General features: G+C 39.0%; 14 protein-coding genes and 1 riboswitch. Of the genes, 4 read left to right on the forward strand and 10 right to left on the reverse strand.

Annotated elements, in window-relative coordinates:
- Positions 1 to 27 precede the first annotated feature (27 nt).
- Positions 28 to 450 carry a MarR family transcriptional regulator gene (locus tag Q1R07_RS10250; protein ID WP_300489522.1) on the reverse strand — a complete coding sequence of 141 codons (423 nt, stop codon included), beginning with the start codon at positions 448 to 450 and terminating at the stop codon, positions 28 to 30.
- A gap of 508 nt (positions 451 to 958) precedes the next feature.
- Between Q1R07_RS10250 and Q1R07_RS10255 the strand changes: the two genes are divergently transcribed.
- From Q1R07_RS10255 to Q1R07_RS10265, 3 genes are all read left to right on the forward strand, one after another.
- The gene (locus Q1R07_RS10255; RefSeq protein WP_300489525.1) at positions 959 to 3,334 is read left to right on the forward strand and encodes a TonB-dependent receptor; all 2,376 of its coding nucleotides are present in this window, start codon (positions 959 to 961) and stop codon (positions 3,332 to 3,334) included.
- A gap of 142 nt (positions 3,335 to 3,476) precedes the next feature.
- Complete coding sequence (locus Q1R07_RS10260; protein ID WP_300489528.1) at positions 3,477 to 4,196, forward strand: DUF4198 domain-containing protein; 720 nt, start codon at positions 3,477 to 3,479, stop codon at positions 4,194 to 4,196.
- Between the two features lie 22 nt (positions 4,197 to 4,218).
- Positions 4,219 to 5,382 (forward strand): PepSY-associated TM helix domain-containing protein, encoded by a 1,164-nt coding sequence (locus Q1R07_RS10265; RefSeq protein ID WP_300489532.1) that lies wholly within the window; start codon positions 4,219 to 4,221, stop codon positions 5,380 to 5,382.
- 28 nt (positions 5,383 to 5,410) lie between these two features.
- Here the strand turns inward: Q1R07_RS10265 and Q1R07_RS10270 are convergent, their stop codons facing one another.
- From Q1R07_RS10270 to Q1R07_RS10310, 9 genes are all read right to left on the reverse strand, one after another.
- Positions 5,411 to 5,950, reverse strand: a complete 540-nt coding sequence (locus Q1R07_RS10270; protein WP_300489535.1) for a DUF4252 domain-containing protein — start codon at positions 5,948 to 5,950, stop codon at positions 5,411 to 5,413.
- Positions 5,951 to 6,012: 62 nt separating this feature from the next.
- Positions 6,013 to 6,552 carry a DUF4252 domain-containing protein gene (locus Q1R07_RS10275; protein ID WP_300489538.1) on the reverse strand — a complete coding sequence of 180 codons (540 nt, stop codon included), beginning with the start codon at positions 6,550 to 6,552 and terminating at the stop codon, positions 6,013 to 6,015.
- 23 nt (positions 6,553 to 6,575) lie between these two features.
- Positions 6,576 to 7,013: a hypothetical protein gene (locus Q1R07_RS10280; protein WP_300489540.1), complete on the reverse strand. Its 438-nt coding sequence runs from the start codon at positions 7,011 to 7,013 to the stop codon at positions 6,576 to 6,578.
- On the reverse strand, positions 6,991 to 7,509 hold the full coding sequence (locus tag Q1R07_RS10285; RefSeq protein WP_300489542.1) for an RNA polymerase sigma factor: 519 nt from the start codon (positions 7,507 to 7,509) through the stop codon (positions 6,991 to 6,993). Before Q1R07_RS10285 ends, Q1R07_RS10280 begins: the two co-directional genes overlap by 23 nt.
- A gap of 261 nt (positions 7,510 to 7,770) precedes the next feature.
- Complete coding sequence (locus Q1R07_RS10290) at positions 7,771 to 9,162, reverse strand: T9SS type A sorting domain-containing protein (RefSeq protein WP_300489544.1); 1,392 nt, start codon at positions 9,160 to 9,162, stop codon at positions 7,771 to 7,773.
- 512 nt (positions 9,163 to 9,674) lie between these two features.
- The gene (locus Q1R07_RS10295) at positions 9,675 to 10,640 is read right to left on the reverse strand and encodes a T9SS type A sorting domain-containing protein (protein WP_300489547.1); all 966 of its coding nucleotides are present in this window, start codon (positions 10,638 to 10,640) and stop codon (positions 9,675 to 9,677) included.
- Positions 10,641 to 10,727: 87 nt separating this feature from the next.
- Positions 10,728 to 11,777: a DUF5074 domain-containing protein gene (locus Q1R07_RS10300; protein ID WP_300489549.1), complete on the reverse strand. Its 1,050-nt coding sequence runs from the start codon at positions 11,775 to 11,777 to the stop codon at positions 10,728 to 10,730.
- Between the two features lie 18 nt (positions 11,778 to 11,795).
- Positions 11,796 to 12,875, reverse strand: coding sequence for a DUF5074 domain-containing protein (locus tag Q1R07_RS10305; RefSeq protein ID WP_300489552.1), 1,080 nt, complete (start codon positions 12,873 to 12,875; stop codon positions 11,796 to 11,798).
- Between the two features lie 5 nt (positions 12,876 to 12,880).
- Complete coding sequence (locus tag Q1R07_RS10310; protein WP_300489555.1) at positions 12,881 to 14,707, reverse strand: TonB-dependent receptor; 1,827 nt, start codon at positions 14,705 to 14,707, stop codon at positions 12,881 to 12,883.
- A 31-nt stretch (positions 14,708 to 14,738) separates the two neighbouring features.
- Positions 14,739 to 14,974: riboswitch (cobalamin riboswitch) on the reverse strand.
- 105 nt (positions 14,975 to 15,079) lie between these two features.
- Here Q1R07_RS10310 and Q1R07_RS10315 point away from each other — a divergent pair.
- Positions 15,080 to 16,222 carry an ABC transporter substrate-binding protein gene (locus tag Q1R07_RS10315; protein WP_300489558.1) on the forward strand — a complete coding sequence of 381 codons (1,143 nt, stop codon included), beginning with the start codon at positions 15,080 to 15,082 and terminating at the stop codon, positions 16,220 to 16,222.

Genomic DNA, 16,222 nt, shown 5'->3' on the forward strand with positions numbered 1-16,222 from the left:
TCATTTTATTTTTTAGCTAAAACCCGATTACAGATTCCCTCCCAGTTCGGCCAGCAACTCCGCCATCAATTGTATGGATTTCCCTTTTTTAGCTGGTAGTAAAGAATTGGCAATTTGTTCGGCGGTTACTTTTGCTTCTTCGAATAGCTTTTCACCATTTTCGGTAATCACGACATAACTCACCCGCGCATCCCTTTCGTTAACTTCCCGTCTCACCAATCCGATTTTTTCCAACGGAGCAAGCAAACGGGTTACACCGGAAGCCGTTAATCCGATTCTTTCGGCCAGGTCAATTCGGCGCATCCGTTGTCTAGGTGCATTATATAGCACATAGAGTATCATAAAATCGCTAAACCCGATACCATGAACACTCAGCGAATCGAATTTTCGGGATACGATCGATTGCACTTTAGCCATGTTAAGTAAGAAATTCAAATCTTCATTTATCATTGAAATATATTTGAGTTATCAAGTATTTATTTTTACAAATGTATATTTTTTTTATGAATTACAATTTTATTTATTACGTTCCCGATTGATATCCGAAAATAAAGTAAGCACCCTAAAAAAAATAAGGAAATTATCGTTTATAATGCTGTTATTTTTTAGCGCTTGTATCAAAATTGAAAGCTTAAAATTATTTCACAAGTAAGTGATATAAAGGCAACTACCCTATAAAACAAATTATTTTTAAAGTTTTTTCCTACCCTAATAAATCCAATAAAGTAACATCACTCGACAAAAAAGAAGACTGTCGTCACAACTTCAAAAATTCGTATTACAATTTTTAGAAAAAAAATCTTATAATTTTTTACGCAAATTCACGCAATATAAAACACAAATAATTAACAAACAACAACTTACATATTATAATTTATTTATTCTAAATTAATTTGCCTATTCCGAGCTTGCCTTTTAATTTTGCAATAAAATTTAATGAATCTAAATAAATAGTCAGATGAACAGACAAATCCTAGTGTTATTATGGAGTCTATTTTCTCTAGTAACATTTGCCCAAAACAAAGGAACTATAAAAGGGGTTGTTCAAAATGAATCCGGAGTAGCACTTCCAAATGCCAGTATAAGCGTACTGAAAACCTCCATCGGAACGTCGACCAATTACGAAGGTCAGTACACCATTTCCAATCTGAATTACGGAACCTATACCCTACGCGTAACTATGGTAGGCTATAAAAGAACCGAAACAAAAGTTACCCTAAACGCAGCACAAACCACACTACCCAACATCATTCTAAAAGAAGCCGTAAACGAATTGGATGATGTTGTGATCAACGAGAAAAAAACAAACAAATTCACGAAACGAAGCAGTACAACCGTATCGAAAATGCCATTAAAAGATATCGAAAACCCGCAGGTTTATGTATCCATTCCGGCAGAATTATTAAAAGAACAGGTTGTGACCAACTTTAACGATGCGCTAAAAAACGCAACCGGTATCACCCGTTTATGGGAATCGACCGGGCGTGGTGGCGACGGTGCCGAATATTTTTCCATGCGTGGTTTTTCGGTACAACCAACCATGTTAAACGGTTTACCGTATATCAACAATGGTAAAATTGATTTTTCAAATATCGAAAGTATTGAAGTGATCAAAGGACCATCCGGGACGTTATACGGAAGCAGTCTGATTTCCTATGGTGGTTTGATCAATGTTGTAACCAAAAAACCATATGAAACCTTTGGAGGCGAATTGTCCTATCAGGCCGGAACCTACGGACTTAACCGTGTAACCGCCGATGTAAATACCCCACTGGGTAAAAACAACGATGTCTTTTTACGTGTTAATGCCGCTTACCAAAACGGAGACACTTTCCAGGATTCCGGTTATAGCAAATCATTTTTTATCGCACCATCGCTAACCTATAAAGCATCGGATCGCTTAACATTTATGATCAATACAGAATTTTTAAATTCGGAAGGATCGTATGCACCGATGTTGTTTCTAAATAGAAATTCACCACTTCCGTTTACCGACATTAAACTGTTTGACAAAAATTATAAAAATTCATTTACGTCAAACGCACTATCCATTAGCAATCCAAGCTTTAGTTTACAAGCTCAAATGCTATATAAACTATCGGATTCATGGACTTCACAAACGGCTATTTCCAGAAGTACAGCCAAATCTGATGGTTATTATTCCTATTTATACAGCAGCGGAACAGACGATTCGTTTACCCGCTATATTACCAAAGCAAACGCACAAACCAATAGTACCGATATCCAGCAAAACTTTATTGGTGATTTTAAAATTGCCGGTTTACGCAACCGTATGGTCGTAGGTTTGGATTATTATAATGGTATTCAAAAAGACAACGGTGCCGGATGGGCCGCTTTGGGTGTGGTAACCTTATCCAATAGCCAAGACACCGGAAACCTGACACAATTGGCTGCTGATACCGCATTAGCAACTACCGACTTTACACGATCGAATGCCGAAACCGAAACGTATGCCGCTTATATTTCGGATGTGATCAATATTACACCTGCCTTATCGGCTATGGGAAGTTTGCGTGTGGATCATTTTATAGGAGAAGTAGGAGACGAAAAGAAAGGACAAACCGCTTTTTCACCGAAATTCGGTTTATTATACCAACCGATTCAGGACAAATTATCCGTTTTTGCCAATTATATGAACGGATTTAAAAACGTATTACCTCAAGCTATTACCAACTCGGTAACCAATGAGCGCGAAGGCTACCGTACTTTCGATCCGGAAAAAGCAAACCAATATGAGTTTGGTGTTAAATCCAGCTTTTTCAACAATAAACTAAGTGCTACGGTAAGTTATTACAACATTACGGTGAGCAATATCGTAATGAATGTAGGTAATGGTCCTGCAACCTATACACAGGGAGGCGAAATTAAAAGTAAAGGTCTTGAAGTGAGCGTGGTGGCCAATCCGGTAGAAGGATTAAACATTATTGCCGGTTTTAGCACCAACAATGCCGAAGTAACAAAAGACCTTGAAACATCAGGATATTTAGGATTGCGCCCGGAAAGTGCCGGTCCGGAAACAATGGTAAACCTTTGGGCTAATTATACGTTTACCGAAGGTAGCATTAAAGGATTTGGTTTTGGTTTTGGTGGAAATTATGCCAGTGATCAAAAAACATTAAACCGTGCGGACATCGGAACTTTTGTTCTTCCGAGCTATACGGTAATTAACACGGCTTTATCCTATACTGCCGACCGATTCAATATCATTTTGAAGATGAATAATATTTCGAATGAAAAATATTATTCGGGATGGTCTACCGTTAGTCCGCAAACATTGCGTTCAATTACGGCTGGATTAACCTATAAATTCTAATTGATTTTAGTTAGTTATACAGGGTGTTTTTAAAATGCCATATCCTATAACCTGCCAGATTTCTGATTTGGCAGGTTTCCCATAAAAAGAGCTACTCCTTGGAGTCGGCTCCTTTCTATTTTAACCGTTAAACTCGTATGTTATGAGAAATCTGTTTTTAATTTTTACACTTTTTATTCTGGGTGCTACCAAAAGCTTTGCCCATTTTATGTGGATCGAAACCACCGCAAAAGGAAAAATCAATACGCCACAGGAAGTTCGGGTTTATTTTGGCGAATACGGACATGATGTTCGCGAAAAAGTAGGCAGTGATACTTTTAATAAAATGAAACGTTTCACACTTTGGGCAATCGCGCCAAATGGTGACAAAACAAAACTGGACGTAACACCTTCCGATCTTTTTTACAAGGCTTCCTTTACGCCAAAAACAAACGGAACCTATACTTTTATTCTGGATAACGATAAAATCGAGGTTATTGATTTTACCAAATACAATTTCGGAATTTTTAAAACCCATTACCATGCTACGGCCAAAACAACCGTAGGAAACGGTTTAGCGGATAGTGTTTCTCAAAATCCATCGGGTTTATCGATAGCCGACATTTCTAAAAAAGCAGGGGAAGTAACGCTAAAAATCACTTATAAAAACGAACCGTTTGCCGAAAAGGAAATCGATTTGTTTATCCCGGATCAATGGTCCCGAAAAATCAAAACCGACAAAAACGGAACGCTAACGTTTAAAACGCCGTATAAAACGCAATATGTGGTGGAAGCTACTCAAAAAGAAGAAACACCCGGAAATTATGAAGGCAAAGAGTATCAGTTTATCTGGCATAGTGCTGTTTATACCTTACCAAACTAATTGCTAAAAAACGTTTTCCAGGATGACTAAAAAGAAGAAGAAAAGAGACTTTAAATATTGGATTGGAAAAATGCATTTGTGGCTGGGACTGGCTTCCGGCATCATTGTACTTTTTCTTTCCGTAACCGGCTGCATTTTTGTATTTAACGAAGAAATTTCCAATTGGCTTCGGAAAGATGTACTATATGTAACCGAAAAAGCCGAAAAGACACTTCCGGTTAGTCAGCTATGGGAAACTACCCAACAGCAACTTGGAGAACGCATTAAAGACGCATCGATTGTTGTCTATAACGATCCGGATAAAGCCTGGACCTTTCGCAGTTATAAACGAAAAGACAAGCCCGATTCGATTTTTCATTTTGGGAATATCGAATATTACCAGACGGTTTATGTGAATCCGTATACCGGGAAGGTTTTGGGTGTTTATGATGAAACCACCGACTTTTTCAATATTGTAAAAATGCTCCACTGGAGCTTACTGTTGGAAACGGAAATCGGACAACCCATTATCGGTTGGGGTACTTTTACTTTTGTGATCATGTTGATTACCGGTATCATTTTATGGTGGCCCAAAAACAAAGCCGCTCGCAAACAGCGGGTTTGGTTTCAGTGGAAAGCCACGACACAATGGAAACGTAAAAATTACGATCTGCACAATATTCTGGGTTTTTATATTGCTTCGATAGCGATTATAATTGCGTTTACCGGAATGGTATGGGCTTTTACCTGGTTTCAGGCGATCGTTTATGTTGCCGGTTCGGGAACGACCGCACCACCTGATGTTAAAACCGAAAAATCGGTCGTAACAAAACCGGGAACAATTTCGGCATTGGATACAACACTGCTAATCTGTCGGGAAAAATACCCCTCGGCAAGCGCCTATAATTATGGAAAACCAGCCGGCGCAACTGATGTGATCAACGTATATGTACAACAAGTAGACGGTGCGTATTATATCAATCATAATTTACAAGTTGATCAGTATACCGGTAAACTGTTATCACAACGGGATCACAGTGCTAAAAATTTTGGAGAGAAACTGATCACCGCCAACTATGATATTCACGTAGGGGCGATTTTGGGAATTCCCGGAAAAATACTGGCTTTTATTGCCTGTTTTATTTGTGGTATGCTCCCGGTAACCGGATTTTTAATCTGGTATGGAAGAAATTTTAAAAAGAAATAAAAAAAGCCCTAACGGGCTTTTTTTATTTTTAAGGTTTTCCCATTAACTGTTGTAATGGTTTTAACTGCTCCATATCGATGTTTCCTTTTTTCATCAATCCAAATAAGGCCATTACATCGTTTGGATTCATATTATCACCGATGATGCGCGCTACGGCAAATCCGTTTTCGCTCTTACATCCGTACAATACAAACTCACTGATATGGTCGGTATCGCCAACGAAATAGATCGCAGCACCATCTTTTCCATTTCCGGCTTTTACCAATTCCTGATACGTCGGATCTTTTAAAATTTCTTTTACTTTACTGCGTTCCACATCAAATTCCTGTTGGTTTTTACCATCGGCTTTAAAGGCCAGTACATTCATTTTTTTAAAGGATTCCAGCGCTTTTTTCTCTTCCGCCGAAAGTGCCACTTTATCCACATTGATAATGCTCGGAGAAATATCAACCGCTAAAAATTCTTTATTATCCGTATTTTCCACAAAATATTTCTGTAAACTCGGTTTGGTTTCACAACCGGTCAGTGCTAGTGAAAGTACGACCAATAAGGCTCCTATTCTTTTCATAATATCCGTATTAATGTTAAAAAAACCTGTTCACCAAAGATGAACAGGAATTCTGATTTATATTATTTCTGTGATGCTTTTTTTAATGACTCTCCGCCCGGAAGTTTCATTTTTTCGGTTAAGGCTGAAATTTCATCCAAATCGAAATTACCGGTTAACGACATCAATACGGTTTCATTTCCTTTTCCGCTTCCGCCTTCGATATACATTAACAACTCTTTAATCTGACTGCTGGTTGCTCCTGATTTTACGTAGATTTTTACGTTTTTACCGTTATCATTAACCCGCATCAGTTCTTCCAACGGATTCGCTTTCAAATAGGCCGTCACACTGCTTTTCATTTCCGAAGCGGGTTTGGCACTAGTGGTTGTATACACTTTCAGGTTGTCCAGTTTTTTTAGTAAGTTAATGTACACCTGCGTTTGTTTGTCGGAGGCATCCATTTTCACTTTACTCATCATTTCGAACATTTTCTTATTTACCACTACAGACGTGACATCGTCCTGATCGGCAAATTTTTCAAAAGGCGATTGTGCAAATACCATACTTGGCATGATTATTAAGGCGATCGCTACTACTATTTTTTTAACTATTGTTTTCATACTGTTTTTGTTACTTGTTGTTTTTATTTAAAAATTGTTTTGGTGGTTTTTTCGTATTCTTTCATGTACCCCATACCTTTTACGCCGAGATTAACATTTTGCGACACCATTTCGAGTGCTTTTTGCGTTTCCTTATAAGCCACTTCCGGGTTTTCAAATGATCCGAGGTCCTGTTCCTGAGGTTTTTGGTTCAGAAAGGTGAAAAGTCCAAACAAAAGCGCGACGCTCGCAGCTACAGAAATCCACGCCACATATTTGCGTTTTCCTGGTTTTAGTGGAACTGTTTTTGTAAACTGTTCGTCTTTTGCCTGGGCGAAATAGCCAAACATTGCGCGATACTGCTCGTGATGTGGCGCCACATCCGGTTGCGAAAAGTAATTTTTCAACTCTTTTTCTTCGGCAATACTGGTTTCACCTGAAAAGTATTTTTCGATTAACCTATCCATTGAATTGAATTCCATAATTGTGTTTTTTAACCAATTGTTCTCTTATTATTTTTCTTGCTCTCGATAATGCTACCCGGACTGCTGTTTCGTTCATGTCCATAATTTTAGCGATTTCCGAGAATTCATATTCTTCCACATCTCGTAACTGGAGAATTAACCGTTGTTGTTCCGGGAGGTCTTCCATCATTTTTTCGACCCAATTCCAGCTATCTTTATCTTCCAGTTGCTTCTGAGCACTTGCCGTACCATCGGAATAGTTATTGTGGACAATTTGCAAATTGGATGCTCTTTTCGATTTTAACTGATCCAGACAATAATTTTTAGTCATTGTCATTGCAAAAGCCTCTACACTATTATAATTCGACAGTACGTGGTTATTTTTCCATAATTTCACCAAAACTTCCTGAGTCGCGTCTTCCGCTTCTTCAGTACTCACAAGCAAACGTTTCGCCATCCGGAACAGTTTGTCTTTAAAAGGAGAAATTACTCTGATAAACTCCTGTTGATTCATAATTTGGGGTTGGTTAGTTTTGGTTTATATAATGAAGACGAACACGGATTTGTTTTGTTACAACCGTTTTTTAAATTTATTAAAAATAATAAAAAAACAGGTGAAAAAGACGATTCCCACCTGCTTCAGAAGCAAAATCAATTATGAGTGATTCACAATTAACTTTCTATTTTTTCATGCTTAACAATAAAAAAACACTTAAAACCAACCTCTAATTGTTTCTTTATTGCACTTTATTTTAGTTTTATATGTTTATAGTATTTATTTTTTCAAAACAGTATGGTTTATTGTTTCCCCGTTAGGAAAATTGATTTTAACAAAATAAACGCCCGAAGTTCCTTCTATAGGTACTATTTCAGTTGGTTTCTGAATTGTTTTTTGTGATACGATTTGGCCGAGGCTGTTATATACCGTAGCGGTGGCGGCTTCAAATAGTACCTCACCAAAGTCGATAGTTATATCGCGATGGGTTGGATTCGGATAGACCATTATCTTCTTTTTCAAATTGCTATCATGAGTACCTAGCAGACATACTTCTGTACCTACTTGATTTGGTAACACTCTATCTGCTTCATCAAGAGATGGTCCATCACCAGATTCTTTACCATCGACCAATTGCCCATAGTCGTTAGCTCCCCAGGTAAAAAGTCGGTTATCTTCACTAATAGCTGCGGAAAAATTTTCACCAACAGCAACAGCTTTCCATTTATGCTCATTTCCAATCTGGATAAAATGTTCTCTCCTTTCAGTAGTGCCATCGCCTAATTGTCCAAAATTATTATCTCCGACACTCCATAAACTACCGTCATCTTTAATCATTAAAGCGTGATCGTCATAGTCACTGTAAACTAATTCCACCCAGAGTTTTGCATCATTCAACTTAATCAGGTTTCCATTTTCACCTCCCAGATAAGAAATTTCATTACTTCCCCATCTCCATAAAGTTCCATCTGTTTTATACCCAAAAAAATATCTTTCAGTTCCCGTAATACGTTTCCAATTGTATTCCGTTCCAACCTGTTTGATTCCATCAACAAGTACCTTTTTCAGATCCGGTTCTCCTACTAATCCCCACTTCCATAGCGATCCATCTTCTTTTACAGCCCTATTGCTTCTTATCCCGGCAAAAACATTCGTCCATGTTGAATCTGTTCCTATTTGAACCGGCGACAACTCTTCAATATTCGTTATCCAGGATCCGAGTTGTTTGTCTTCATTTAATCCCCATCCCCATAAAGTTCCGTCTGTTTTTAATCCCATGCAATGATAGGATCCTATTGAAATCGATTTCCAGTTGTTATCGGTTCCAATCTGAACCGGGCTTAATCGCGATGTCTTAGTTCCATCACCAAGTTGTCCTGAGAAATTACTTCCCCATCCCCATAAAGTTCCATCAGATCGTATTGCAAGATTTATACCCTCTCTAACAAAAATCTGCTTCCATGTCATATCTCCTATCTTATGGAATTTTTTTTTATTTTCTACCGTTCCATCACCTAATTCTCCGCTTTCGTTACTTCCGCCTGTCCACAGATATCCTTTATCATCGAGTACAACAATATGATTCTTCCCCGTTTTAACTTGTTGTATGCACTGCGCAAATCCAATAATAGAAATTAGTTGTACGCCAAAAACAAAAATCATTTTTTTCATGATCAATAAATTAATTATTCGTTACTATTAAATGTCGTTCCTCAAAATCTTCTTTTGAACGTTTAAAAGACTTTCGTGGGGCTGGTTTATTCCGAATTTGTCTTTTATAGACGTTTACTTTTTGTATTAGCAGTACGTTTTTAAGCAAAAATAATCATAACTAACTATCTATAAGCGCTTTAGAACCACACTAAACCTCATTGTCCTTTTTTCGACATCTTTTGTCTATAGTTTTCCGATTTGTTTGTATCGTCGTTTTTATTTGGTGCGATTGGGAGTATTATAAAATTAAAGGTATTTATGACGATTTAAAAAAATAGAAATCCACTTGTACAAACTGACTACGATCTTTAAAGCTGCTATCGTCTAACTGTCCGTTTTCATTTTTCCCGGTTGATCCTATGACTATACTCCTGTTTTATGGTTACTAATTATAAAGCCGGTCTGAAATTATCATAAAAAAAGCCGGTAAAACGAATTGTTCACCGGCTTTTAGATCATTTATAAACAGATTATCGTATAATCAGTTTTTTACTTTCTTTTTGTGTTTCATTTTCCAAAACAATCAGATACGTACCTGTTGTTAAATCGGATACGGAAATCTGTTTATGGTCTCCTTTTTGTAGTTGTTTTACCATACGTCCGTATAGATCGTAAATCACAATTGTTGTTTCTTTTTCGGAACGAATGTTTACGATTTCACTGGTCGGGTTCGGATAAATTGCAAACAGCTCGTTAGCAAAATCTTTTGTCCCCAGTGTTGCCTGATTGATTACACCAACTGCATCAAGGTCGAAACCACCGGAACCAAACGGTGTTGGATACGGATCGTTCACTATATTTCCGAAGCTGTCGCGGGTTGCATATTGCGGATCGATCGTTCCCACTACGTCAATTACTTTAACATGTGTAATTCGATCTTTATTCAACAACGGATTATTCGGGATATCCGACAAATCGAATGGCGTACCAAAACTGGCTCTGTATTTACCGGCCAGATTATTGATATAACGACAGTCTATATTTCCGAATCCATTTACCTGTGTATCGGTTTGTGTTTCGCTATGTGCCGGGAAACGGAAAAAATTTACGCCATCCGAACTCACTTCTACAAAAGCCAATTCTAAAAAAGTATCCGAAAAACTATTTTCAAAAACGGCAAAATCAAATCCCGGTCCGTTGGCAATGGGTTGTGCAAATGTCAATACCGCACTACCACCATCACCTAAGCTTACGATTCCACTACCGTCGGCAGCGCCTGTAGCCAATTCTGCGGAGCCTATAGTTGCCAATGGTCCGCTTGGATTAATGATATCTTGTGGCCCGCGAACCACAGTAGCCGCAGTAGCCCATGCAACAAACTGAGAACTACCGGCCGCAATTGCCGTTGATCCTTCCTGTCCCGCCGGTGGCGCATAGGATTGTGCATTACTAATTGCTGTTAACCCCAGCGAGGCGATAAGTAGTATTTTTTTCATTGTTTTGTATTTATTTTTGATTTTCGATGCAATGCACCTAAAAAATAAGCTACCTATATAAGGTAGCCTACTTTTATAATTTCAGTTTTAATTATTGAGATAGAAACCATTTGTTCCTATACCGGTCTCTTTTTGTACTAATATCGCTCCCGTAGTACTAAAAACAGTAACCTGACTTCTGGCTACAAAACCTTTGGCGTCCGAAACATAAATTCGTCCGTTAATCGCTGCAAAACCATAGAATGTCGAAAAGTCGTTATCCGCAACCGTAAAAATTGGCGTTTCACTTACTGTCGTTTCATTCAATCCTACACGGTACACGCCATTACCTTTGGTAAAATAGACCACTTCTCCATCGATATCCATATTACGGGCATTTGCCAGAGAAACCGGAAACGTACTGGTTCCAACAATCTGATTATTCGCCGTATTAATTGCATATAGTTTGGTTTCGGTAGTATTTCCGCATAACGCATATAACTGTGTTCCTTTGGCTTCGATAGAATTCAAACCATCAACCACTGTTAACGTGGTGCTAATGGTATTCGTAGCAGCATCGATCACTGTGATTTCATTTCCGGTTCCGAAAGAAGCGTTTTGAAGGTATACTTTTCCGTTAACAGCCACTACTTTTTCAACCGTTTTATTTACCGGAATCGTAGCTAATTTTGCAAACGTTTCCGTATCGTATACTGTCACATTTTTCGAAACAGCATTGGTCACATAGAGTTTCCCGTTGATAGCAGCACCATAACGCGGCTGACTCAATCCGTCGGTAATCATTCCCAAAGAAGCGAACGTATGACGGTTGACTACTTCAATTTTATTTGAATTGTTGATCACAATAAAAGCCTTATCACCATAAAGTGCCATGCTCTGTGCTACATCTCCTAAAATTTTACCCGGATTAACCGCTGGAAAAATACTCGCCTGAAAGTCCTGGAAGTTATTCGACAGGAACGATACCGAAGCATTTGGCGTCATAAAGTTACCTTCGTTCAGCATAAAAACACCGTTATCATAGGCCTCCAAAGGTGTTTCCACCACAATGTCTTCGCTTTTGCTACACGCAGCAAAAGTGAAATACAAAAGGAGTAGTGCTATACTACTGCTCCATTTTATTTTATACCCTTTCATCACCGGATGTTATTCGTATTAGTTATTGAAATAGAAACCGTTTGGCATTACCCCTACGGTATACGTTCTCTGAAGTGTTCCGGCCATGTCGTAAACGGTTACTTTTCCGTTTGCTACATAATCGATAGCATCACCTACGTAGAATTTACTGTTTTGTGCTGCAAAACCGTAAACAGTAGTTGCTGTTGCAGTGAAAACCGGTGTTGTTGGTAAAGCCGCAGCACCTAGATCTTTTTTATAAACTCCTTTACCTTTCATAAAGTAAATGCTTCCTGCTTCGATATCCATAAGAGCTGGATGCTCACCCGCAGCAAAAGTAAGCGACTGCGCCAAAGCATTGGTCGCCAGGTTTACTGTTACCAGTTTTGCACTTGTTTCGGTACCCGACCAAGCCGGTTTTCCGGAACATAATACATATAATTCGTTATTGTTTATTTCCATAACAGACGGCACATCACCTACGGTAATCGTAGTCTGCACTACATCAGAACTATTGATCAACGAAATTTTATCATTAAAACTATAGCCTCCTTTATGTGCTACATATAAAGCGTTATTATAGGCTACGATTTGCTCCGGTCCTTCCACTACAGCAATATTTCCTGTAATCTGATTGGTTGTAAGGTTTACGATTGCCACATAATCATCGGTAGCTACTCCGGCATCACCCCAGTTGGTTACATATCCTTTACCATTGGCAAAAGCGATATATCTTGGGTTTTGTAATCCGGTTTGGATGGTTGCCACACTTTCGAAAGTATAGCGGTTCACCACTTCAATTTTGTTGCTTCCGTTTAAAACGATATACGCCAGGTCTCCGTTAAATCCAATACTCTGTGCTGTATTTCCCAAAACTTTTGTTGGGTTAACGGTATTGAAAATACTATTCTGGAATAAGGTTGGGAATTCAGATGAGATATAACTTATTTCTGCATTCGGGGAACCGAAATTTCCTTCGTTCACTACCAGGACACCTTTTTCGTAGGCACCTTTAGACACGGCAGCCGGTGCTTCTTTGTAAACGATTTCCTCATCGGTACAAGAGGCAAAAAATACAGCTGTTAAAAGGCCTAAACCAAGTAATTTGTTGATTTTCATTTGTTTTAAAAAATTAAAGTTAGGGTTACATTATAGTTTCTGCCCGGCATTAAGCGACTGGCAACACTTTCATATTTTTCATTGGTCAGGTTTCGAACCTGCGCACCAAGACGGTAGGTGTTTTTCTTTCCGATACGGTAATCAATCCCAAAATTGGACACCAGATAGTCTTTTACCATATATTTCGGATCGTTGTCCGATAAGGTAAATACCTCACCATTATATAATGCCTGGTAATAGGCTCCAAAATTTTTAAAGGCATACGATACCGCTCCGGTCAGTTTATGATAGGGTACATAAATAAGCTGTTTATTCGTATTTTCATCTTCCGAAACCGTATAGCCATAGGTTCCTTTTAATCCCAACTCATGCGATCCGAGTTTATGGGTGTAATCCAATAAAACTTCCGCTCCGTACGACTGCACTCTGTCGGTGTTTACCGGCGCCCAATAGCCTTCACTCGTAGGAAGCCAACGCAACATGTCTTTTATTTTCATATAATAAGCGGTAGCCGTCAACTGCAATCCGCCAAAGGTAAACTCCTGTCCGAAGTCGGCCTGATAGGCACTTTCCGGTCGAAGATTCAGGTTTCCGCCCGGTTTCCAATAGAGGTCATTAAACGTCGGAATACGGAAATTATGGGAACCGTTTAGTTTTACTTTATACCAATTGGTAACGGCATAGGTCGCTCCGGCCGAAAACAAAAACGGACTTTGATACGCATCGGTAATTTCTTTTCGTCCGCTTACTTCGTAGGTAAACGCATCGGATACCTTATGCTTAAACAACACTACTCCGGAACCAATTTTGCGTTTGGCTTCACCAATACCTTCACCTTCTCCATCATTGATCGTATAATCGATAATGGCGTTTAGTTTTATGTTTTTGGTGATGGCATATACCACATCGTACTTGGCGATAAAAGTCTGTACTTCTCCAAACGAAAAGGCATCACTTTGGATATTGTCGTAATATTGATAACGTTCTTTTAGAAAAGCCGCTTTTACATTCGAGGTAAATTGTCCTGCGCTATTGGTCCACACCAACAAATTCCGACTGTTGGCATTGCGGTATTTGGTTCGGATCGCATTTTCGGAAGTAATGGAAAAATGCCGTTCGTCTTCGTAAAACTGACTGTATAGTTTCAGGATGTTTTTATCGTTGATCTTATAACCGATATTGGCATTGACCGTCGCATTATAGTATTCGCCATTGGTATTTTTTTCATCCGATCCGACAAAAGGATAATCGTTGTCCGAACTGTTGCGACTAAAACTGATTTGCGTATTCCATTTTTTAGTTCCGGCATTCAGACGGTACTGTGTATTGATTGTATTAAAACTACCATAACCCAGGTACAATTCATTCTGAAAGGCTTCGCGGAATCGGAAATCGGTATTTAAGTGAACCGTTCCTCCGATGGCACCACTTCCGTAGACCACACTTCCCCCACCCGATTTTACCGAGATGGAATTAAAATCGCGCGTGGTTACCGTATTAAAATCCGTCTGACCCAATAGCTGGGAATTGATATTGATTCCGTTCCACAACACGGCCGTTTGTTGCGCCGTAGTTCCTCTAAATGAAGCCGACGACACCATTCCGTATCCGTTTTCTTTAAAATAGATCACGGAATTATAATTTAAAAGCGAAGTTAAAGCCGGTTGATTTTGTTGTATAATCGAATCGTTTAGTTTTAAAACGGTTTGCGACACGTTATTATCGCGTAGCTGAACGTCTGACACGATCACTTCGTTCAGGTTAATAGTATCGTTCTGGGCCAATAGCAACTGACTCAAAAACAGAAATGCGAAAAGCAGTTTTAATCTCATAGTCTTAACAAGCCTTTTTTCCCGAAAGCTTTTAATTATTATTTACTATGGCAGGTCTCCTGGCTTGCGTCCTGTGGTTCACCTTCCCGTAACGATACGTTACAGTGGTCGAAGCATAACAACAGGCATTCTCCGGTTTTTCGGAAGAACAAAGCTCACAGTTGCGGGTACAGCTCAAGATTATATCCATAAATCCGGACGACACTTGATTCCCTTTTAATATACTCAGCGAATCGCTTAAGTATAACCATAATACGTTGCAAAGATAGTCGTAAGATTGAAATTATCTAATCCTAAAACCTTTTTTTTGCATATCCTACAAAAATACATCGAAAATAAATTTATTTTTGCAGAAACCGCAACCGCCATATTATGAAAAAAATAGCGCTTTTAGCTTTACTTTCTCTGGGATTACTAACCGCAACCAGCTGTAAAAAAGAACCACAAACTTCCGAAAAAACAGTGGCTACCGGAACCAACAGTATCGAATATGCCAAAGGACTTTCCCTTTATCAGTACGAAGGATACAGCGTGGTAAAAGTGACCAATCCGTGGCCGGATGCAAAAGAAGGTTTTACCTATATTTTACAGGAAAAAGGCGGAATTATTCCGGACAGTCTTCAGAAATATACCACGATTGCAGTACCGGTACAATCGGTTGTGGTAACCTCAACCACTCATATACCGGCATTGGAATTATTAGGCGTGGAAGACAAACTGGTTGGTTTCCCGAATACGGATTATATTTCGTCCGAAAAAACACGAGCGCGTATCGATGCGAAAAAAGTAAAAGAAGTCGGTAAAAACGAAAGTCTGAATACCGAAGTGATGATCGACCTCGATCCGGGTGTTGTCGTTGGTTTTAGTATCGACAGTAATAATAAAACGTATTCCGCACTGGAAAAAGCCGGTTTAAAAGTAGTATATAACGGCGACTGGACCGAGCAAACCCCATTAGGGAAAGCCGAATGGATCAAACTAATTGGTGCTTTATTCGGAAAAAACAAAGAAGCCGAAACCCTGTTTAACAACATCAAAAAAGACTATACCGAAGCACAGGCTATTGCCAAAAACGCCACAAAACAACCGACCGTATTTAGCGGCGCGATGTATCAGGACACCTGGTATTTACCGCAAGGCGACAGTTGGGCGGCCGTTTTCCTAAAAGATGCCAATGCCAATTATTTATGGAAAGATTCCAAAGGAACCGGAAGTGCTTCCGTTTCGTTTGAAGCCGTTTTTGACAAGGCTCAGAATGCCGATTTCTGGATTGCGCCGGGCGATTATTCATCGATTAAAGAATTATTGGATGCCAATCCGCATTATGCGCAGTTCAATGCACTAAAAAACAAACAAGTTTATTCATTTGCTTTAAAAAGAGGTCCGAAAGGCGGTTTTATGTATTTTGAACTGGCACCAACCCGTCCGGATCTGGTTTTAAAAGATATGATCCGTATTGTACATCCGGAATTACTACCGGATTACCAACTGTATTTTTTCCAAAAATTAAAGTAA

Source organism: Flavobacterium sp. (genome assembly GCF_030146175.1).
GTDB lineage: Bacteria > Bacteroidota > Bacteroidia > Flavobacteriales > Flavobacteriaceae > Flavobacterium.